This is a genomic window from Alicyclobacillus kakegawensis NBRC 103104 (assembly GCF_001552655.1).
In the GTDB taxonomy this organism is placed as follows: domain Bacteria; phylum Bacillota; class Bacilli; order Alicyclobacillales; family Alicyclobacillaceae; genus Alicyclobacillus_G; species Alicyclobacillus_G kakegawensis.
The window spans coordinates 253,479-273,989 of record NZ_BCRP01000001.1 but is presented as its reverse complement, the minus strand read 5'-3'; the positions used below and the strand labels follow the sequence as shown (position 1 = coordinate 273,989).

The following is a 20,511-nucleotide window of genomic DNA, read 5'->3' as shown; positions in this document are numbered from 1 at the left end:
CTTGGCTGCTACGACCGCGCCCCCGCGGGTTTACCATCAACAGGATTAAGGTGGTTTGACGATGGCAGAGACAGTACAGACGCAGAGCGGACAGGACAGGGACACGCCTCCCCTCTTGTCGGTGCGGCACTTGAAAAAACGGTTTGGCGCGGTGCAAGCCCTGCGCGACGTATCGCTGGACGTGCACAGGGGTGAGGTGGTCGCGCTCGTAGGCGACAACGGCGCCGGGAAGTCAACCACCATCAAGATCATTTCCGGGGTCGAGGTCCCCGACGAAGGGGAGATCTTCTTCGAGGGCAGCCGCGTCACGCTGTCCACGCCGGCTGCCTCTGAGGCGCTCGGCATTCAGACCGTGTATCAGGACCTGGCCCTGTGCGACAACCTGGACATCGTGTCCAACCTGTATTTGGGCCGGGAGTTGTATCGGACCATCATCCCGGGTGTCATCCGGGTGATGAACCACGCCGAAATGGAGAAAAACGCGATACCCGTGCTCAAGAGACTCGGCATCAACTTGCCTCCGTTGAACACATCGGTGGCCAGCCTCTCTGGTGGGCAGAGGCAGACGGTGGCCGTGGCCCGCGCCGTGCTCTGGGGCTCGAAACTGGTCATCCTGGATGAACCCACGGCGGCGCTCGGCGTGGCGCAGACGCGGGCGGTGCTCGACTTGGTCAAACGCCTGGCTGAGTCCGGCGTCGGGGTGTTGGTCATCTCCCACAACCTGTCGGACGTGTTCGAGGTCGCCGACCGCATCGTCGTTTTGCGCCTGGGGCAAACGGTCGCCAATTACGTCACATCCGAAGTATCCGGAGAAAAGGTCGTCGCTGCCATCACCGGCGCCACGGAAGAGGAGGTCGTTCCCTGATGAAGGTCGTCGCCGCCGATTCGGCCAATTCAACTGCAGAGGCTTCCGGGCGCCGTCTTCTCGCGGACCGGCTGAGGCTCCGGTTTGCATCCGGCGATCTCGGCCTCATTCCGGTGATCATCGCCTTGGTTGTCATCTGGATTGTGTTTGAGCTTATCAACAGCCACTTCCTCACCGGCCGCAACATCTCCAATCTCATTTTGCAATCGGTCGAGATTGGCCTGTTGGGCATTGGGGAAACGTTCATCCTGCTGCTGGGCGAGATAGACCTGTCCATCGCCGCAGTGAGCGGTGTCGCCGCCGCCATCCTGGTCCTGCTCTCTTCAGCGGGGGTGAATCCTTGGTTGGCGATTGTGGCGTCCCTGGCAGCGGGAGCGGTTCTGGGCGTCTTCCAGGGGGTCTGGGTGACCTTGGTGGGTGTTCCCGCTTTCATTGTCACACTGGCAGGTTCCCTCGGGTACCAGGGGTTTCTGCTGGCCATGTTGGGCGACGCGGGAACGGTTCCGATTGAAAACTCCACCCTGCTGGGCCTTGCCACCACCTACGTGTCCGGTGTGTACGCGTGGATCTTGGCGCTGCTCGGCGTGCTGCTTTATCTGTGGGTGCTCCTGCAGCGGCGGACGTCGCGGCTGCGTTACGAGCTGGACCGGGTTCCGGATTTGGGGTCCATCGGGGCGCGCGTGATAGCGCTGGCGGTGGTCAGCGCGCTCATTGTCCTGGCTCTCAACACGTACCGGGGCATCCCGGTGGCCGGGCTGGTGCTGATTGCGCTCATCCTCGTATTTTCGTATGTCACGCAGTCCACGCGTTTTGGGCGTCACGTCTATGCCCTGGGCGGGCACAGGGAGGCGGCGCGCAGGGCCGGCATCCGCGTGAAACACGTCCGCATCGCCGTCTTCACCCTGGCCGGGGTGTTCGGCGCCGCCGGCGGCATCATGGGCGCTTCGCGCCTGGGGTCCGCCTCGCCGGCATCGGGCGGCGGCGACCTGCTGCTGGACTCCATCGCGGCCGCCGTGATCGGCGGGACCAGTCTCTTTGGCGGTCGGGGCAGTGTTTGGAACGCGCTGGCCGGGGCGCTGGTCATCGGCAGCGTCGAAAACGGCATGGACCTGCTCAGTGCCCCGTCGAGCACGAAGTATTTGGTGGAAGGCGGCATCCTGCTGGTGGCCGTCACCATCGACACCTTGACGCGCCGCCGCCGCGCCAAAGCCGGGCGTTGAGGGGCGCCGTACTTAGGCTGGCTGCCGCGGCGCGCGGGTCCGCCCCCGCCGCGGCGGCGTTCACTTTGTGGTGTTGGTTTCCCATGCGCGAATTGAAAACGGTTGGGTGATAAGCTTTTGGCTCACCAAAAATTGTTCTATCGATGTCAAAGACCGCACAGCATCGCCGGGGAATGGCTTTGTGGCGTAGTCGGATATGGGCACCGACTCTTTGATAATGCTGACAGGGTATCCGTTGGCCCGTGACGCGAATTGATAGTATTGATTCGGATGCTGTTTGATGTCGGCCAGCGACGCTTGCGTCAAGCGCACCCACGCCTCGGCGAAGTGCGGATGACTAGCAAGAAAGTGGGGTGCGCCGACAACCACCGTGGTCCCGGTCAAGTTGTGCTTCGACGCTTGGTCGATGACTGGGAACCCCAGTTTCTCCAGTTGCGGACCGGTGTAGGTGGGTGCGGCGTAAGCGGCGATGCGACCGGACTGAAGCGCAGCCTGGGCATCCTCAGGATAGATGGGCACGACCTTAACGTCTTGTGAAATCCCCTCTTGTTGCAACAGCGTCAATAAGTAACGGCTCATGTAGGATCCTGGAGAGGTGGCGACTGTCTGGCCCTTGAGGTCGGCAACGGTTTTCGGCCCGTTATGTTTGGCGACCAGCCAGACATCCATGTCCATGGTCAAGAATTCAATCAACTGGCTCTTGTAGCCGTGCGCCCGCGCATTGACGGCGGGGGTGTCGCCGAGTTCCCCCACGTCGACCGATCCGCCCTGCATCGCCGCAGTCAGGTCCGGCCCGTTGACGAACGGTATGAACTGAATCCCCGACACACCCAGTTCGGACTCGTATTTCTTCAGCATCCCAGTGTGCTCGGCCCAACCAATCGGATCGGCCGGGGTGGTGCCTTTGGAGGTGATGAAGCCAAACCGGAGCACCTTGCCCTGGCCGGATGCCTGATGGGGGGAGGAAGCGCCCGCGGTGGACGCGGTCGTCTGGGACGCCCCGCAGGCGGTCACAGCAAGAGCGGCGCTGACGGCTGTCAGGGGCAGGAGCAGGCTGAGGCTATTCTTTCTTCTCCCCATGGTCCAGTATCTGAATTGACTCCTTTGTGGGATGATGCGCTTAAGGTGCATGAAGTCCGACTCCTTTTCGTTCTGTTTGTGCTCGCGGTCGTTCTTCGGCCGCCTTGGTTGCCTGGAACACCTTGGTCTCCCCAGGCAGCGGCAGACGGCCGGCAGAGCCGGGTCCCCAGCCGACAGCGGCGCGATAGCTGCCGAGGAGGTCGAGCTCGGCGACGGCGCGCTCCTCGACTCCCACGGTCTCGTCCGCATGCGGCGCCACGTACATCGCGTCCACCGGGCAGTACAGTTCACACATGAAGCAGGTCTGGCAATCGGATTGGCGTTCTATCGTCGGCACCTCTCCCTTCTTCTGGCTGAACACGTTCGTCGGACAGACGGCGACGCAAAGGCCGCAGCGCGTGCAGAGGGTTTCGCTGATGAGTTCAATCACGACGGCACCACCTCAAGGGGGTGCTGTACGGGTTCTGTATGAATGTGAATCTCATCCAGTCCGCTGACCACCAAGCGGTGCTGCTGCTCCTCATCGGCGGTTTGGAAATCCGTTCGTTTGTGCATGCCACGTGTCTCGGTTCGTTCCAGAGCGGCCGTGTACATCCACCGGGCCGTCGCTGTCATCGCCTCGGCTTCGCGCCGCTTCTGGAGCGATCCGGTGGGTGCACGTTCGTATCGAATCGTATGCCAAACCGCGTCCAGGCGGCGTAACGAATCATTCAGGTTGCGCTCGCATCGAAACAGGTTGCGGTCGCACGGCATAACCTCCTGTTGCACGGCAGAAATCACCTCGCCCGTGGATCCGGCGCTTTCGCTCGCCGCCTGTCGCGGCCCTGCCCCTGCATCCCATAACGGCGCCGGCCGGCGGAGGTGATGTTTGTCGCCCAAGCGATGCGCGTACCTGGCGGCCGATTGGCCGGCCCAGTAGCCGGACGACATCGCCCAAGCCGCATTGTGGCTGCCGCCGCCGGTAAATCCGCCGCAGATCAGCTCTCGGGTGGCCGCGTCGCCTGCGGCGTATAGACCCGGCACCCCGGTTGCGCATGTCTCATCCACCAAGCGAATGCCCCCAGTCCCGCGCACGGTGCCTTCCAAGCGGAGTGTAACCTCAAAGCGGTCCTGAAACGGGTTGATTCCCGCGCGGTCAAACGGGACAAAGAAATTCGGTTGGGCCTGCCGCATCCAGGTCTGCATTTCCTCTGATGCCTTGTCAATCCGGGCGTACACGGGCTGTGACAAAAGCGTCCTGGCGATGACGGATCTGCCGCGTTGCGATCCCGCGCCTTCGATGACCTCTCCCGATTCGTAATAAAATGTCGCCCAGTTGTAAAACAGAGTCTTCGTTACGGATGAGAACTTGGGGCAAATGGCGTACGCGTTGGAGAATTCCATACCGGACAACTCGGCCCCAGCCTCCGCCGACATCAACAGTCCGTCTCCTGTGAGCACATTGCAGCCCAGCGCTTTGCTGAGAAACGCGCATCCACCCGTGGCGATGACCACCGCCCCAGCGATGACAGTCCAAGCTTGGTCCGTCTGGGTGCGGATGCCTGTCGCGCCCCCGACGCCGTGCTCATCGACAAGCAAGGACAGGGCAGGGCTGTGGTCGAGGATTTTTACACCCGATTGCAGAACTTTGCGCCGCATCAGGCGCATATACTCAGGCCCCCGCAGGCTGCGGCGGAAGGGGCGGCCGTCGTCGTCGGTGGGGAATGGATAGCCCCAGTCGGCAATCGTGTTGACGTTGGCGTAGGTCTGCTCCAAAACCCGTTCCATCCAGACCCGCTCCGCCAAGAATCCCCCGAGCGCGTAACGGCTGCCCATCGCCGCCCTGCGCTCCTCCGGATGGGGTGGAACATACCAGACACCCGTGCCGGAGGGGGCGGTTGCCCCGCTCGTGCCGCAATAGCCTTTGTCCACGAGGATGACCCGGGCTCCTTGCTGCGCTGCAGCGACGGCGGCCCAAGTGCCCGCCGGCCCTCCGCCAATCACAAGCACGTCGGCGTGCAGTTCAACGGGAGCGTCATCGGTGACGCTGTGGGTGTTTGTACGCGGCAAATTCGTCCACCTCCAAAGCTGTTCGTTGGCCGGGACAGCAAAAAAGGCCGGCCACCGCGCGTAACGCGCGGTGAGCTCGGCCTCCGGCTGACCAGTCGGTCCCAAGCACTACATGGTATGTGACTTGTTTGCATTATTGGTTTGACGCGAACTATAGCATATGACAGAGAAGGCTGTCAACGAAAAAGTACAGTATACACATAGGAAAACCAAATATTGCTCATACCGGCTCACGACACCAAGGTGTCCGGGGCGTGCAGCTGCCCGGGTTTCACGCGGCGGACGTGCATCAGTACCATCAGCGCCAGGGACCCGACGAAGAACAGGCCGTGTACGCCGAGATTGACCCACGCGTCATGATGGCTCGGGAACGCAATCAGGTTGCGCAGGCCCGAAACCGCATAGGTCATCGGCAGATACGGATGAAGGGCCTGGAAGAACGAGGGCACCAGCTGGATGGGGAACGTTCCGCCCGACGATGTCAGTTGCAAGATGAGCACCACAATTCCGGCCACCCGCCCGGGGCCCGATTTGAGCACGGACAACAGCATGCCGATGACCGTGATGTCGGTCAGCGAGACACCGATGGAGAACAGGTAGAACCCAGGCACCGTGGTCACCGTCAGTCCCAGCCCGTACAGGACGACGGTGGCCGCGATGACCGCCTGCAGTACGCCGATGCTCCACAGCACGCACAGTTTCCCCAGTGTCACTGTCAGCGGCGAGACGGGGGACAGGCGCCACCGCGCCTCGCGCAGTGGCACCAAGAAGTACAGCAGCAGGGCGCCCACCCACAAACTGAGCGGCAGGAAGTAGGGGGCCAATCCGGGGCCGTACTTGCCCACCGGGTTTATCGGTCGCGTCTGCGCAACGACCGCGCCGCTCATCACGTCCGCCTGTTTCTCCGGCTGGCTCACCTTGCCCGGCACCGCGTCCTTCAGCTTGCCGGCCAGTTGATTCTGGGCGTCGTTCAGCTTCGCCATCCCGGAAGCGACCGAGCGGCCGCCTGAAGCTGCGTCGTCCAATCCGGAGGCCAGTGAGTCCGCCCCGCTGCGCGCACTGACGAGGCCGCCGTGCAGCTGGCTGGCGCCTGCCTGCAGCTGCCCCGCCGCCCCGGCAATTTGCGCCAACGAGGTGTGCGCGGTCGTCAGCCCCGTCTGCAGCTGTTCCAGCGCTCCGTCCAGCTGGCCGACGCTTTGGCTGAACTGGCGGGTGGCGCCGGCGGCCTGCCCTAGCTGGTTCGACAACTGGCCTAAGCCTTCTGTCAGCTGCGCCTGACCAGCCGTTTCCTGATTGAGTTTGGAGGCGAGCGTGTGCGCGCCGCTCTGCAGCCGCCCCAAACTGTCGTCGAGCTGTTGCGATCCGTCCCGCACCTGTTTCAGGGCGGAGAGGGCGGCTGTGACGTGCGGATCGTCCGCAGGCGCCTGCTCGAGGGCGGAGATGGCCGCTTCAATGCCGGACTGCACCTGGGCGGCGCCGCTGACGGCCTGGCCCAGCCCGGTGTTCAATCCGCTCGCGCCGCTGGCCGCGTCCGCGCTGCCCTGTTGCAGCTGCCGGCTGGCCGCTTGCATCTGCCTGGCGCTGCTGCTGGCCTGCTGCATGCCTCGGTCCAGCTGGCTCGAGGGCCCGGCAGCTGGCGCTATCTGTCGCCGAATCTGGCCGACGCTGCCGGCGGCTTGGGCGATGCCGGCGTTGACCTGATTGGCGCCGCTGGCTGTCTGCCCGGCGCCGCCGGCCAACGATTGGCTGCCCCTCTCCAGCTGGGCCAGCGCGGCGGCGAGCTGGTGCGCTCCGTCGTCAGCCTGATTGACCCCTTGGCTGAGCCGCCGGCTGCCGCTGACCAATGGCTTGCCGGCGCTGGCGATCTGCCCGGCGCTCTGCGCCGCCTTGCTGATGCCGCCGGACGCTTGGCCGACCACATCCAGCAGGCGGGAGATGAACTGCCGGCTGAACTGCTGCTTCAACTGCGCCGCGACGTCGTCCTCCACACGGGAGACAATCTGCCCGGCCAGATAGTTCTGGCCCTGGTTGGGGATGAAGAGCAGTTTCGCCTTGTGCGGATGGTCGCTGTTGACGCTGAGGACATCCCTCGTGAACGAGCGCGGGATGTCCAATTCCATGTAGTAACGGCCATGTTCAAGACCGTCTTGCGCCTGGCTGGCGCTGACCCGGTGCCACTCCAGCGTCTGCCCGTCGACGAGTGATTTGGCCAAGTCGGCGCCGTAGTTGACGTGTCGGCCGTCGAGCCGGCCCCCTTTGTCCTCGTTGACCACCGCCACCGGTAGACGGTCGAGGTGGCCGTACGGATCCCAAAACGCCCACAGGTACAGCGCGCTGTAGAGCAAGGGCAGCAGGCACATCGCCAGCAACCCCACGCGCATCAGGCGGTTGCGCCAGATGCGCTTGGCCTCAACGCGAATCACGGCCCACAGGTTCACCCCGGTGCACCTCCCCCTTCGCGATGTCCACCACCACGTCGGCCGCCGCCGCGTGCGCGCTGTCGACTGTCGTGTACAGGACGCCGACGCCTTCCGCCGCGATTTTGCGGAGCAAGGCGGTTGTCTGCGACCACTGCTCAACCGACAAGCCCTGGTCCGGCTCATCCAGCAGCACAAACTGCGGCCGGTGCACGCAGGTAATCGCGAGGGCGGCGCGCAGGGCCGTGAACGCGTCGAGGTCCTTGATGCGCCGGCGGGCGGCCGCCTCCAAGTCAAAACGGCGCAGCTCGTCGGCGACCCGCTGGCGGACAGCGGGGACCCGGTACAGGCGAGCCTGGAAGGTCAGGTGCTCCTGCACGGTCAGCGTGTCAAACAGCGGCGCCAGGACGGGGATGGGCCCCAGTCCCACCTCGCGCCACCCAGGGGGACGCGCGCTGTCGGCGTCCGGGCCAATGCCCACGCGGCCGGCCGCCGGCTTGAGTTGGCCGGCTGCGCACAGGAGCAGCGAGGACTTGCCGCTGTTGGAAGGGCCGACGATGGCCGCCGTCTGACCCTGCGCGAGAGCAAAGGACAGGTCTTCGCAAAAGCGGCGGGCAGGCGGCCCGAGCGTAAGGCGTTGCACGAACAACGGCAATTCAACCACCTGGCTTTCTCAGCCTGGACGCAAATCCGCCAGGACAAAATGACATAGTGTCAGTTTTGACGTTGAGCATCATACCACAGTATGTGAAAAAGTCCAGTCCCCTATCGGGACTGGACTTTTCCGGCAGGTGGTGGGCGGGGAGATCCCTACGCGGCCGATCCGCCCTCTTTCATGTCTGTCGACATTTGCTGCCGGCGGCGCGAGGAGATCACAAACGGAAAGAAGAGGATGCCGCAAAAGATGAGCCCTATGCCGAACAAGAATGTGTGTAGATCGGCGGTGCCCGCCTTGACCACCCAGGACGAGTAGATGACCCCGAGCGCCGCGATGACCAAGTCGCCGATGCGCTGCCTGCCCTGGCCGCCGTAAGTCTCTCCCGATATCGTCAGCTTGAGCTGGTACACGGTGGCGATGATGTAGGGAACCAGATAGGACAACGTGGCCACGAAGGTGACAAAGTCGAACGCCTTGGCGATAGAGTGCGAGATGGTTGAGAAGATGAACGCCTGTGCCATGGTATTGGTGATGGCCAACGACACGACCGGCGACTTGCGCCGGTTCTCGCGCCCAAACACACCCGGGAACAGCCCCTGGCGGCTGGCCTGGTACGCCACTTCGGCGCTGAGCAATACCCATCCCACGGTCGATCCGGCCAGACACACGATGCCCACGAGCGCCATCACGTAGCTGCCAGCCGGTCCGATGGCGACCGACAGCGCGTCCACCAGCGGCTTGTCGGTGTGCACCAGCTGCGACTGCGGCAGCACGCCCATGGTCAGAATCGAGATGCTCATGTAGATGATGACCGTCAGCACCAGCCCGAGCACCGTCGCCCGCTTGATGTCTCCCCGTCTGCGCGCCCGCGCCGAGAACACCACGGCCGACTCGACCCCGACAAACGCCCACAAGGTTGAAACCAGCGCGTGCCCCGCTTGGCCAAACAGGCCCAATGTCTGTCCGCCGTCGCTCTTGACTGCGGCGAACGGGACGATGTTCGCCTTTTGGAAGACGAACAGGCTCGCCGCGATGAAAAACACAAATCCAATCACCTTCGCGCTGGTCGCGACCAGGTTCAAGCGCCCCGCGCTTTCCACACCCCGCAGAATCAGCCCGTGCACCAGCCAAAGCAGGGCCGTGCAGACGAAAAACGTCACCAGGTTGCCCACGCCCACCGTGAACGGTCCCGCGAAAAACAAGGGCGTTGCATCGTTAAGGATGGGGAAAAAGGTGGACAGATAGCCGGCAAACGTCGTGATGATGGCGACGTTGCCCGCCCAGTTGGCCACCCAGTAGCCCCACGAAACCAAATAGCCGGCCAGCGTCGACGCGGTAGATCCGTCCCGAAACAACGCTTTGGCGTACATCTGCGGCCCACCGGCGAGTTCCGGCTTGCGCATCGCCAGGTTGCCGAAGACCAGGGCAATCATCATTACCCCCGCGCCGGTGAGCGCCCAGGCGAGGACGCTCCCGGCCGGGCTGGCCACCTCCGCCAACTGCCTGGGCAGCATGAAAATGCCTGATCCCACCATGTTGCCGACGACCAAGGCTGTCAGCAACCAAACGCCAAGCTTGCCGTCACGCATTGCGTAGACCTCCTGAAAAGCGGTCAGAGGTCGAACCTCTTTCGCCTGTTAAAGAAGTAACGTAGTACACTATACAACCTCGCGATGCGCACGGCAACGCTCAGCGACTGGGAATTGCAGTAAGCCGAGGATGGCATGAGGCAAGGCAGTGTCCGGAAGTCGCCCTCACTGTCGGCGGCGGTTGAAGTCGAAGCCGACGGCATTGAGGAAGGCCCGCGCCAGCACTGTATGCCCAGCCAGGTCGGGATGCACGCGGTCAAGCGCGATAGACGACGGGTACGTGTATGCCCACAGTGTGTCGAAAGCGGCCTGGGTATCGACGAACACGGCGTTCAAATCGTCCGCCACCCGCTTCACAATGCGGCCGTACTCGTCCATCCGCCGGCGCATCGCGTCTTCCTTGTTAGGCTCCAGGTAAAACGGTGTCATCAGGACCAGACCGGACAAGCGGTCGCGCACCTGACCGAGCAGGGTGCGCAAGGTCTGCTCGTACTCCTCAGGCAGCACGTGCGACTCGGGTTGCAGCGGGTGGTCAAACTGGCGCCAGACATCGTTGATGCCAATCATCACCGACAGCCAGTCCGGGTGGAGGTCCAGCACGTCCGTCTGCCAGCGGGTGGCCAGGTGGCGCACGGTGTCGCCGCTGGTGCCCATGTTCACGACGCGGATGCCAAGATCCGGATAGGCGGCGCGCAGCCACCCGTCCACGAGCGCCACGTAGCCGCTGCCCAGCGCCTCCGAGGAGCCTTCGCCGACCGGGCGCTGGCGCCCGCAGTCCGTGATGGAATCCCCAATCATGACCAGTTTCTGTCTCGCCTGCAGCCGCATATGTATATTCCTCCCTTTCGCCAATCGACAAATCTCTGTACTTTCCGACGTACTTTTCGACGCCCTGCGGGCTGTCTCCTGCCACTGCGCAGCCGTGTCCTCGCATGGATTCGCCTGCCGCAGCGAACCCTGAATGTAGGCAAACTCCAAGGAGGTGAACTTGATGGCGCATGTTGCCCAATCGGGCCTGCGGCGGCTCACCGCATGTGCGCTGCTGGCGGCTTTGGCCGCAGCTGGCTGCGGCGGCCAGGGCGGCGGTACGCAAAACCGTACGGCCAGCAGCGGCATGGCCGGCCGTTTCGGCAACTCCCTGACCCAGCCGGCGCCCCAGACCTCGACCGCTGTGGGTGGCTTCGTGGCACGCGTCACCGGCAAGGACTACAACGCCCACACCCACACCGCCCGCCTGCGGCTGCAGCGCGCAAGCGCCGTGGCGCCCGCTCCCCGGCCGGCGGGGACGGGGCAGGTGGAGGACACCGTGGACCTGTCGGATCGCTTTGGAATCATCAACTATGTCACCGCCAACTTTCCCACCCAGGACGTGCGCCACGTCCAGTTGATCTTTGAACCGGCGGGACCGCGCCGGACGCCGACGGGCTCGTTGGCCAGTCCGACAGCGGCCACGCAGTACGTGGTGACCAACCACGGCTGGGTCAGCTACCACCAACAACCGGGCATCGGCAGCGCCGTGCTGGGGCGATTGCAACCCGGGGACAAGGCGCCCTTGCTCCGCAAGGTGGGCGACGCGTGGTACGAGATCCGCTGGCAGGACCAAACCGTCTACATCACCGCCAACCCACAGTACACCCATATCATCAGCGACAGCTTGGGTGGGAGGACGGACGGATCGACCACCATCGACGTGCCGGCCGACCAAGCGGCGCCCGTCCCCCCGAGTCCGGCGACGACGCGGGCCAACGCGGGAACGCTGGGACACGCCGGCCATGCTGGCGCCGGCAGTACCGGCGTGGGGAACGTGCCGTCGGACATCCAAGGACGTGGGACGACCGCGCGCGTGCCCATCCCGCCGCCCGGGTGCACGCTGGACCCCAACCTGCGCCCGCTGGCTGGGACGAACGCCTCCGTCGAGGACAAGACGGACGCCGTCCTCTCGGTGGCCAAAAGCGAGCTCGGCACCCCCTATGTGTGGGGGCACAACGAGGACGAGGGACAAACCGGGTTTGACTGCAGCAACTTTGTCGAGTACGTGTTCCACCACGCCCTTGGGTACCGGTTCACGACGGCCAGCCGCAAGCAGTACCAGTCGGTGGGGGTGACCATCCCGGTGGACCAGATGCAGCCTGGCGACATCCTCATCTTCAACCAAGGCGGCCACGTCGGGATTTATGCCGGCAACGGGCAAATGATCCAAGAGGGCGGCGGCCTCGGCAAGGTCGGGTATTTAAGTGTGCAGCCGGGCAGTTACTGGCGGGGCCACCTCACAGTTGTGCGGCGGATGTATTGACCAGGGAAGCGGGCGCCGGCCCGGTGCATCCGGGAACGGACGCCGCGTCGGCAAGGCGGGGGATGTCGCCCGTGCCGCGCCGCTCCCAGACAATGAGGGTGCCGTCCCAGGCGGGTCTGGCCTCCGGCGCATCGCTGCGGAAGTGGGCGCCGCGGCTCTCCCTGCGCAACTGAGCCGCCCGCAAGATGAGCGTGGACAGGGTGACAGCCGGCGAATCCGGGTGGCGGGCGGCCAGGGCGGCCACTTGTTGCAGCCCGGCGGCGAGGGAGGCATCGTCGCGCACGATGCCGCCGGCGGTCCAGAGGACCTGGCGCACCTTGTTCAGCAGCGGCTCATCGTCCGGGCGGACTTCCACCTGTTCTTCTGCCTCGGGCAGGCCTGCACTGGCGGATCCGGCGGGCGCCCCGTGGGCACGCGCGTTCCGGTACGCTGTCATCCCCTCTCCGATCCGTCCGTCCACGTCCCCGCCTTCCGCGCCGCGCCAGTAAGCGGCACATTCGTGGGCCATCAGCAGGCACTCCAGAAGCGAATTGCTGGCCAAGCGGTTGGCTCCGTGCACCCCGGTGCAGGCGGCCTCGCCTAGCACGAACAACCCGGGCAGCGAGGTGCGCCCGGACAAGTCCGCCCGGATGCCGCCCATGAAAAAGTGGGCGGCCGGCGCGACGGGAATGGGATCTCTGGCGGGATCCATGCCGCATTCCGCAAGCCGCTCGGCGATGGTCGGGAAGCGGTCGGCGAATCCGGCCACCGTCCGTGCGTCCAAAAACACCCGCCCGCGGGTGAGCAGGCGCTGGTGGATCTGACGCGCCACCACATCGCGCGGTTCCAGGTCTCCGCGGGGGAAGGCGGCCATCAAGGGCTCGCCCCGCTCGTCGATGAGGCGGGCGCCGGCGCCGCGGACCGCCTCTGAGATGAGGAAGCGGGGGTTGCCGGGCACGTCCAGCACCGTGGGATGAAACTGCACAAACTCCATGTTGGCCGCTTCTGCCCCGGCCAGATAGGCCAGCGCGATGCCGCTGCCCACGGCACCTTGTGGATTGCTCGTGTAGGGGTAGAGCTGGCCGATGCCGCCGCTGGCCAGGATGACGGCGCGGCGCGCGTAGACAACGGCGGTCCGCCCCCCGCGCAGGCCGGAAACGCCGACGACACGCCCCCCGCACAAGAGCAGGCCGCGCACCTGCATGTCGGTCCAGCGGGCCAGATTCGGCTGGCGTGCGGCCGCTTCGCGCACGGCTTGGAGCAAGTGGCGCCCCGTGGCGTCCCCGCCGGCGTGCCAGATGCGCGGCTGCGAGTGAGCCCCCTCCAGGCCGAGCCGCACCCGTCCCGCCTCATCTCGGTCAAAGGCCGCGCCGATGCTGGCCAACCACGCCATCAGCTGCGGCGCCCGCTCGGTCAGGCGCTCGACCTGGCGGGTGTCGCACAGCCTCTTGCCGGCTGCGAGCGTGTCCAGCGCGTGCAGGCGCGGGGAGTCGTCACCCCGCGCGGCGGCGGCCACGCCCCCCTGCGCAGCCCACGAGTTGCTGCCCTCCGGCGGACTCTGGGAAACCTGCAGGACCTCGGAAAACTCGGCCAGCAGCCAACTTGCGGTGGTGCCGGCCAGCCCTGATCCGACCACGACAAAATCGCACACCTCGCGGGTCATAGTTCCACATCCAATCCCACATCGACGCTGACCGCCTGATGGGTCAGCGCTCCCATCGAGACGTAGTCGACGCCCGTCCGCCCTATCGCAGGCAGGCGTTCCAGGGTTACGTTGCCCGACGCTTCCAGCGGCACTTTGCCGGCCGTGATGGCGACCGCTTGGGCCAGCGTGTCGTTATCCATGTTGTCGAGCAGGATGATGTCCGCCCCGGCGGACAACGCCTCGCACAATTGTTCCAGGGTGTCCACTTCCACCTCAATCTTCGGCGCCAGGCCAATTCTTTGCCGGGCCAGAGCGACGGCAGCCGCCACCCCACCCGCCAGCGCGACGTGGTTGTCTTTGATGAGCACCATGTCGTCCAGTCCGTGCCGATGGTTGACCCCGCCGCCGACGGCAACGGCGTACTTCTCAAGCGCCCGCCAGCCGGGGGTGGTCTTGCGGGTGTCGAGCAGTTTCGTCCGTGTGCCGGCCAACTGTTCGACTGCCGTCCGGGTCAGCGTCGCCACCCCGGACAGGCGCGCCAGGAAGTTGAGCGCGGTACGCTCGGCGGTCAGAATGGAGCGGGCCAAACCTTCCACCCGGCACACCTGGGTCGTCCCCTCGACGTCCGTTCCGTCTTCGACCAGCCGGGTGACAGTGACGTTCGGATCGAACGCCGCAAACACGGCTTCCATCACCGGCAGCCCGGCCACGCGAGCGGGGCCTTGGACGCGAATGGTGGCAACAGCCGACAGGTCCGCCGGCACAATGACTTCCGAAGTGAGATCGCCACGGCCCGCGTCTTCCGCCAACGCCAGTTGAATCAACGATTGCACAGCTGCCCGTTGCCCGAGTCGAGTCAAGCCCATCGTCCCCTTTGCGCTGTCAGATCATTTGTAGAGAGATCGGGGATAAGACCGCTCCCGTCTGCGACACTTGCGAACACCCGTTGTTGAACCTGTATATACAATAGTCTTTACAGTCCTCCGGAGCAAGGCGTGCTATTGGCTGTCCAAGTGGGATCGCCCGTTTTTGGCGGCTGCCGGCGCATTTGGCGAACCGGGACCATAGAGTGAGGTGAGGCTCGCACGAGCGCTCGGCAGCGACAGAGGAGGGTGAGACGTGCAGAAAAAAGGTGGAAAGAAGCCGCGCAAGAGAGACCGTGCTCAGGCGCTCCAAGCCGCACCGGAGTCCCAGCCGACCTCTGCGGCGGCCGCGTCCGGCAGCGGGTCCGCGCTGGATACGCTGAAGCAGAACCTGTCGGGCAAACGCAAGGCCATCTTTGAAATTCTCGAGGACGTGAAAAAGGTCAAGCCGGAACAGTGGCAAGACCCGAAACACGTGGAACAGATGGCGAAAAACTTTGCCGACAGGCTGGGGCTGCCGGTCCCGGAGCAGCGCATCAAGCAGTTCGTGAGCGCCTACAAGGACGCCACGAAGAGCGGCCCCACGGCCAATGTCGATGAACTGGTGCACAAGTACGGTCATCACGTTGACGATAAGACGTTGAAGGAAATCAAAAAGTTTGTCCCGAAAAACGTCAAGTAAGCGGCAGAGAGAAGCAGGGCCGGCGTTCCGTTGGTCCTGCTTCGCTTTGTGCGGATGATCGCCGGGGCGTCAGGAGCGCGCGTCCGGCCCTCTGCCGTACGGGGGGGAACCTGGGTAGGGCGGGGCGCCGGGGTGCGTCTGTGCGGGGCTGGCCGGTCCAGTCTGGCTGGCGGGGCTGACCGTGTTCCCCTGGCCGCCGTCAGACTTCCCGCCCCCATCCCCTTCCTTGAGCACCCGGCTGCCCAGAGGCGAGTTGAGGAACGCCATCAGGATGTTGGTAAAGTCTTCGGTGTTCAGGTTTTTCCCGCGGTTCTTGATGATTTTGTCCAGCACCCCGCTCTCCCGCAACGAGTTCGAGGTGACATAGAGTGTATCCAGCAGCCGATCCGCCTGCTGCAAGTAGTTCAGCCCATTCTTGACGAAGTTGCGCAGCGTCCCCACGGTCTTCAACGACTCTTGGAGGTTCTTCGGGGACAACAGTTTGGCCAGGTCCCTGTTGGCGGGCCTTGTATTCACCCCGGCGCGCTCCCTGCGGGGCGCGGGCAAACCGCCTTTCGCTCCGCTTTTGCCCTTTCTTTTGGCCGCGGTCCTGCCGGTTGTCTTGGCGCTTCTGGCGGTGTTGCGGGATGCCTGCGCCATCGCCAGCACGAGGTCGGTCGCGAGTGCCTCCATCCCGTCAGCCCGCGGCGCGCGGCGCGTGCGGCTGCACGGGCTGTGGCGGGTGCGCCGTCTCCGCGCGCGGACTCCTGGGCGCGTTCGCCGGGATGTTGTCGTGCGCATGTCAAACCCTCCCATCTTCCGCACACAGGCCAACTTCTGTTTGCAGTGTATGGATGAGGGCCGGCAAAGGTGATGAAGAAGAAATTCGGCGCATCCAAATGGATGCGCCGAAACGCCAGGATGGACGGTGGGGTCTCAGGCCAACTCGCGGACGAAGCGGCCGATGCGCTCCAGTGCCGTCTCCACTTGCTCGTACGCGACGGCGTAGGAGAGGCGGATGTTCTCCGGAGCTCCGAAGGCGCCCCCAGGCACGGCGGAAACCAGCTCATGCTCAAGCAGCAACTCACAAAACGCGTTGGCGTCCGTGATGACCTGCCCCTTGTACGTCTTGCCGAACAGCGACGCGATGTTGGGGAAGGCGTAGAACGCGCCTTCGGGAACTTGGCAGGTGATGCCAGGCAGCTCGCGCAGCCCGGCCACCAGGCGGTCGCGGCGGCGATGGAATTCTTCCACCATGCCCGGGTCGAACGCCGACAGCGCGGCGATGCCGGCCGCCTGGGAGACAGAGGACGGGTTTCCGGTGGCGTGGCTCTGCAGGCTGGCCAACGCCTTCGCGACGTCGGCCGGCGCCGCCACGTAACCGAGCCGCCAACCGGTCATGGCAAACGCCTTCGAAAAACCGTTGACGACCAGGGTCCGGTCGGCTAGCTGGGGGTAGAGCGCCAGCAGGCTGACGTGTTCGACACCGTAGACCAGTCGCTCGTAGATCTCGTCGGTGACCAAGAAGATGTCCGCATCCAGCAGGACTTCGCCCAGCGCTCGCAGCTCGGCTTCGCTGTACACGGCGCCTGTCGGGTTGTTCGGCGAATTGAGCAGAAACGCCTTGGTCTTCGGGGTGATGGCTGCGCGCAGCTGGTCGGCCGTGATCTTGTAGCCGCTCTCTTCCCCGCACGGAACGATCACCGGGTTCGCTCCGGAAAGACGAATTTGTTCTGGATAAGAGACCCAATAAGGCGCCGGCAGAATCACCTCATCCCCAGGCTCGCAGATGGCCAAAAAGATGTTGAACAGGGAATGCTTGGCCCCGGACGAGACGATGATTTGCTCCGGCTGATAGGACAGGCCGTTCTCGACCATCAGCTTGTGCGCGATGGCCTTGCGCAGCTCCAGCAGCCCGGCGGCCGGCGTGTAGCGGGTCTGGCCGCTGGTGATGGCGCGCACGCCCGCGTAAGCGGCCGCAACCGGCGTATCGAAGTCCGGTTCGCCGACGCTCATATTGATGACCGGCTTGCCCTCGCGGATAAGGGCTTTGGTTTTTGTATCGACACTGATGGTGGCAGACGGCGCAATCTGGCGGACGCGACTTGATAGGCGTTGTTCCATGTGACACGCTCCCTCGCTAGGCTGCCCCTAATTTTAACATAGAAGCAAAGCGTATTAGGAGAGGGTGCTATCACATCGTTCCACAGCGTCCAAACTTGCCACGGCCGATGGAATTGTGTTTATCACGGCTTATGGGAGCCATATCAAGTTTTCCGCGCTACGCGATGAAGGCTCTGAACCAATGCTCCGTGCTGCTGTCGCAAGTCGGCCTCAGAGCGTTTTCGAAGGGAGTAGAAGGCTTGGCAAGAAAGTTTCAGGAACAACGTGGCGTCGCATGACCAAGCCTACGAAATCGTGGTATAGTCGAAGTAGAGGCTCATGTCTTATGGCATGATCAGCACTGATGCTTGATTGGGCACTCACCTCCCGAACGTAGGGGCCTGCGGACCGCGCTGCGGGTACCGGGAGGTGAGGCCCATGGAGCGTAGGTTTCTACTTGAACTGAAGATTCCGCTTCCGGCGACGCATCTGATGTTGTTACAGTTCAAGATGGAAATCGTCCTGAAAAAGGACAACAGCCACTCCGTCTAAAGGTTGGCCGACCTTCGGAGTGACTGCCTTCTGTTCTTAATCGGCCCGAGCGTTTGGTGCTGCAGGCCCCGTCCTACTGCCTGTCAGGTTCCCCCTGGCGGGCAGTATTACATTGTGCGTTGCTTTCAGTTACATTATGCCTCAATCATATCTGCGTGTAAACCGTTCGCAGGCGCCATATTCGTTGAGTGCTGGCAATGCGTTGCCCGGGCCCATTCCGCCAGCGGCCCTGGCAGGTCACGGGGCAGGCGCTGCGCGCTCCGCCCCGCCCCCTACGCGCCCCACAGCCGCCGCCACCAGGGTCGATTCGGCGGCTGGGGCGCGATGGACGCGTTGTGCAGCGGACAGAACGTTGTGGGTTCTGTGCCAGGCAGAAAGTAGTCGGTCTCGGTGCTACGGCAGCCCGGAGTGGCCAGCAGGCCGGAAGAGACGTCTATCGTTGCCCGTACAAGACCTGGAGGCGGGGTGTACCAAGGGCCCGGCAGGCGCTGTTGGGCGACGCCCATGAACTTCGCCCATATCGGCGCCGCCAGGTGCGATTCGCTGCGTGTAAGCGGGCGGTTGTCGTCATAGCCCACCCAGACCGCGCACACCACGCGCGGGGTATAGCCGACCATCCAGGCGTCCGTGTCGGTGGTGCCTGTCTTGGCCGCGGCCGGGGCGTGCAAGAAGCGGGTGAGCGGGTACGCCGTCCCGCCCGGTTTCAGCACGCTCGTCAGCAGGTCGGTCAGGATGAAGCTGCTGCCCTCTGACAACGCCCGCTCGCGCCCTGGCGCGGGGGCGCGCAGCTCTCCACCCGGGCGCGACACCCGCGCAACCGTGTGCGCGTGCACGCGCATCCCGCCGTTGGCCAGCGCCGCGTAGGCCGTGGCCAACTCCAGCGGGCTGGTGGGAAAGACGCCGAGCGCGAGTGACGGATAGGGCGCAAGCGGGGCGCTTATCCCCATCTGCCGCGCTGTCCGCACCACTGCCTGCGGCCCAACCTCAAGGTTGGTGGTCACCGCGTAGACGTTGTCGGAACGGGCCAGCGCCTCGCGCAGGGTGAGCGGCCGGTGCGCGTACATGTCCCCGAAGTCGTGCACGGTGTAGCGCCGCTGTGCGCCCGTTTCCTCATCCCCTTGGTCCTGGTAGAAAAAGGTCGTCTCCTCGCTGTCGACCTCCCGCGCCGGAGACCAGCCCCGCTCCAGCGCCGCCGCGTACAGGATGGCCTTGAAGGTCGATCCGCTCTGCCGCATGGCGAACGCGCGGTTGTACGCGCTCTCACGGTAGTCGCGGCCGCCGACCATGGCCAGAATCGCGCCCGTTTTAGGGTCCATGGCCACCAGCGCCGCCTGCAGACGGCTGCGGGCGGGCAGGGTGGTCGCCAACGCCTGCTCCGCCGCCTTTTGCAGCAGCGGATCGACCGTGGTGGTGATGCGGACCCCGCCTTGTTCGAGCAGGGCGTCCGTGAGGTGGAAGCGGCGTTTCGCTTCGGCCATCGCCACCTGCACGGCGTAGGGGGCCGGCGGGGCGAGCCGGGGCCGCGGTTGGAGGTGGAGCGGCTGGCGGTACGCCTCGGCCGCCGCGGCGGGGGTGAGGAAGCCCGCCGCCACCATGCGCTCCAGCACCTGATGCTGGCGCGTCTTGGCGGCCATGAAGCTGCGCAACGGCGAGTACAGTTCGGGGCCTTTCGGCAGGCCCGCCAGCAGGGCTGATTCGGCGAGCGAGAGCTGGCGGGCCGGCTTGCCGAAGTATAGTTCCGACGCCGCCTCCACGCCGTACGCCCCATGACCGTAATAGATGACGTTCAGGTACTTCTCAAGGATGTCCGCTTTGCTCGCGTGCAGTTCCAGCTGCAGGGCGTAACCGGCCTCGCGCAGCTTGCGCCACAGGGTGCGATCCTGGCTGAGAAAAAGGTTTTTGGCGAGCTGCTGGGTGATGGTCGATCCGCCCTCGACCACGCGTCCGTGCGCGACGTCCACCCACAGGGCGCGGGCCAGCGCGGTCAGATTGAGGGCGTGGTGGCGGTAAAAGTCGGCGTCCTCCACGGCCAGCGTGGCCTCCTGCAGGGCGCGCGGGATGTCGGAGAGCGGGACCTCGCGATGCACCGGCCCGCGCGTGGACCAATTGGCGAGCACCTGCCCATCGGCCGCGGTGATGGCGTTGCTGCGGGCAAACGTCCCGGCGGGCAGCGGCGTCTGCCGCAATGCCCACAGTGTCGCCGACATGCCGGCGAAGCCGAGGCAGACGGGCGCCAACAGGCAGGCCAGCAGCCGGACGGGCGCCCGCCGACGCGGCTGCGCGCCGTGTGGATGGGCTGAAGGATTTGCGTGCATCGGCACCAGCGTCAACCCCCATGTCCTCTTGCGGATTGGTCATGTGGAAACAATTGTATAGTGCCCGGCGGGACGGGAATGATGCGTGCGGAGAATCCGGTGTTCGCCTGGGGCGCGGACAGGAAGCAAGCTGACTATCGCAGCGCACATCGTGGTTCCACGGGGGATTGGACAACTATAAAAATTATGATTTGAACAAATAATTGTTGATTTATTGCTTGA

The 20,511-nt window shown here is 64.7% G+C and carries 16 protein-coding genes; 4 read left to right on the top strand and 12 right to left on the bottom strand.

Annotated elements, in window-relative coordinates; translation table 11 throughout:
* Nucleotides 1–61 precede the first annotated feature (61 nt).
* Together AK2_RS01285 and AK2_RS01280 are read left to right on the top strand one after the other, a co-directional pair.
* On the top strand, nucleotides 62–865 hold the full coding sequence (locus AK2_RS01285) for an ATP-binding cassette domain-containing protein (RefSeq protein ID WP_067930303.1): 804 nt from the start codon (nucleotides 62–64) through the stop codon (nucleotides 863–865).
* Nucleotides 865–2,085 (top strand): sugar ABC transporter permease, encoded by a 1,221-nt coding sequence (locus AK2_RS01280; protein WP_083520717.1) that lies wholly within the window; start codon nucleotides 865–867, stop codon nucleotides 2,083–2,085. The genes AK2_RS01285 and AK2_RS01280 overlap by 1 nt, the downstream gene beginning before the upstream one ends.
* A gap of 60 nt (nucleotides 2,086–2,145) precedes the next feature.
* Here the strand turns inward: AK2_RS01280 and AK2_RS01275 are convergent, their stop codons facing one another.
* The 7 genes from AK2_RS01275 to AK2_RS01245 all read right to left on the bottom strand — a co-directional run bounded on the left by AK2_RS01275 (nucleotide 2,146) and on the right by AK2_RS01245 (nucleotide 10,706).
* Nucleotides 2,146–3,216, bottom strand: a complete 1,071-nt coding sequence (locus AK2_RS01275; protein WP_067930301.1) for an ABC transporter substrate-binding protein — start codon at nucleotides 3,214–3,216, stop codon at nucleotides 2,146–2,148.
* Entirely contained in the window at nucleotides 3,206–3,595 is a 390-nt protein-coding gene (locus AK2_RS01270) for a 4Fe-4S dicluster domain-containing protein (RefSeq protein WP_067930298.1), read from the bottom strand. Before AK2_RS01270 ends, AK2_RS01275 begins: the two co-directional genes overlap by 11 nt.
* Nucleotides 3,592–5,214: an FAD-dependent oxidoreductase gene (locus AK2_RS01265; protein WP_067930296.1), complete on the bottom strand. Its 1,623-nt coding sequence runs from the start codon at nucleotides 5,212–5,214 to the stop codon at nucleotides 3,592–3,594. The genes AK2_RS01270 and AK2_RS01265 overlap by 4 nt, the downstream gene beginning before the upstream one ends.
* Nucleotides 5,215–5,444: 230 nt before the next feature.
* Nucleotides 5,445–7,652 carry a YhgE/Pip domain-containing protein gene (locus tag AK2_RS01260; protein WP_067930294.1) on the bottom strand — a complete coding sequence of 736 codons (2,208 nt, stop codon included), beginning with the start codon at nucleotides 7,650–7,652 and terminating at the stop codon, nucleotides 5,445–5,447.
* Nucleotides 7,624–8,274, bottom strand: coding sequence for an ATP-binding cassette domain-containing protein (locus AK2_RS01255; RefSeq protein ID WP_245632715.1), 651 nt, complete (start codon nucleotides 8,272–8,274; stop codon nucleotides 7,624–7,626). Before AK2_RS01255 ends, AK2_RS01260 begins: the two co-directional genes overlap by 29 nt.
* Before the next feature lie 167 nt (nucleotides 8,275–8,441).
* Nucleotides 8,442–9,878 (bottom strand): amino acid permease, encoded by a 1,437-nt coding sequence (locus AK2_RS01250; RefSeq protein ID WP_067930291.1) that lies wholly within the window; start codon nucleotides 9,876–9,878, stop codon nucleotides 8,442–8,444.
* A 165-nt stretch (nucleotides 9,879–10,043) separates the two neighbouring features.
* Complete coding sequence (locus AK2_RS01245) at nucleotides 10,044–10,706, bottom strand: SGNH/GDSL hydrolase family protein (protein ID WP_067930289.1); 663 nt, start codon at nucleotides 10,704–10,706, stop codon at nucleotides 10,044–10,046.
* Between the two features lie 163 nt (nucleotides 10,707–10,869).
* Between AK2_RS01245 and AK2_RS16305 the strand changes: the two genes are divergently transcribed.
* Nucleotides 10,870–12,171: a C40 family peptidase gene (locus AK2_RS16305; protein WP_245632710.1), complete on the top strand. Its 1,302-nt coding sequence runs from the start codon at nucleotides 10,870–10,872 to the stop codon at nucleotides 12,169–12,171.
* On the opposite strand, the gene AK2_RS01235 is transcribed toward AK2_RS16305, so the two are convergent.
* Nucleotides 12,146–13,813 carry an L-aspartate oxidase gene (locus tag AK2_RS01235; protein WP_067930287.1) on the bottom strand — a complete coding sequence of 556 codons (1,668 nt, stop codon included), beginning with the start codon at nucleotides 13,811–13,813 and terminating at the stop codon, nucleotides 12,146–12,148. The two genes, AK2_RS16305 and AK2_RS01235, sit on opposite strands and share 26 nt — an antisense overlap.
* Entirely contained in the window at nucleotides 13,810–14,661 is an 852-nt protein-coding gene (gene nadC / locus AK2_RS01230; RefSeq protein ID WP_067930284.1) for a carboxylating nicotinate-nucleotide diphosphorylase, read from the bottom strand. The genes AK2_RS01235 and nadC overlap by 4 nt, the downstream gene beginning before the upstream one ends.
* Before the next feature lie 253 nt (nucleotides 14,662–14,914).
* On the opposite strand from nadC, the gene AK2_RS01225 reads away from it, so the two are divergent.
* Nucleotides 14,915–15,340 (top strand): hypothetical protein, encoded by a 426-nt coding sequence (locus AK2_RS01225; RefSeq protein WP_245632708.1) that lies wholly within the window; start codon nucleotides 14,915–14,917, stop codon nucleotides 15,338–15,340.
* Between the two features lie 69 nt (nucleotides 15,341–15,409).
* On the opposite strand, the gene AK2_RS01220 is transcribed toward AK2_RS01225, so the two are convergent.
* From AK2_RS01220 to AK2_RS01210, 3 genes are all read right to left on the bottom strand, one after another.
* Nucleotides 15,410–16,120 carry a hypothetical protein gene (locus AK2_RS01220; RefSeq protein WP_067930282.1) on the bottom strand — a complete coding sequence of 237 codons (711 nt, stop codon included), beginning with the start codon at nucleotides 16,118–16,120 and terminating at the stop codon, nucleotides 15,410–15,412.
* A gap of 135 nt (nucleotides 16,121–16,255) precedes the next feature.
* On the bottom strand, nucleotides 16,256–17,443 hold the full coding sequence (locus AK2_RS01215; RefSeq protein ID WP_067930280.1) for a pyridoxal phosphate-dependent aminotransferase: 1,188 nt from the start codon (nucleotides 17,441–17,443) through the stop codon (nucleotides 16,256–16,258).
* Between the two features lie 803 nt (nucleotides 17,444–18,246).
* Complete coding sequence (locus AK2_RS01210; RefSeq protein ID WP_083520738.1) at nucleotides 18,247–20,289, bottom strand: transglycosylase domain-containing protein; 2,043 nt, start codon at nucleotides 20,287–20,289, stop codon at nucleotides 18,247–18,249.
* Nucleotides 20,290–20,511 lie beyond the last annotated feature (222 nt).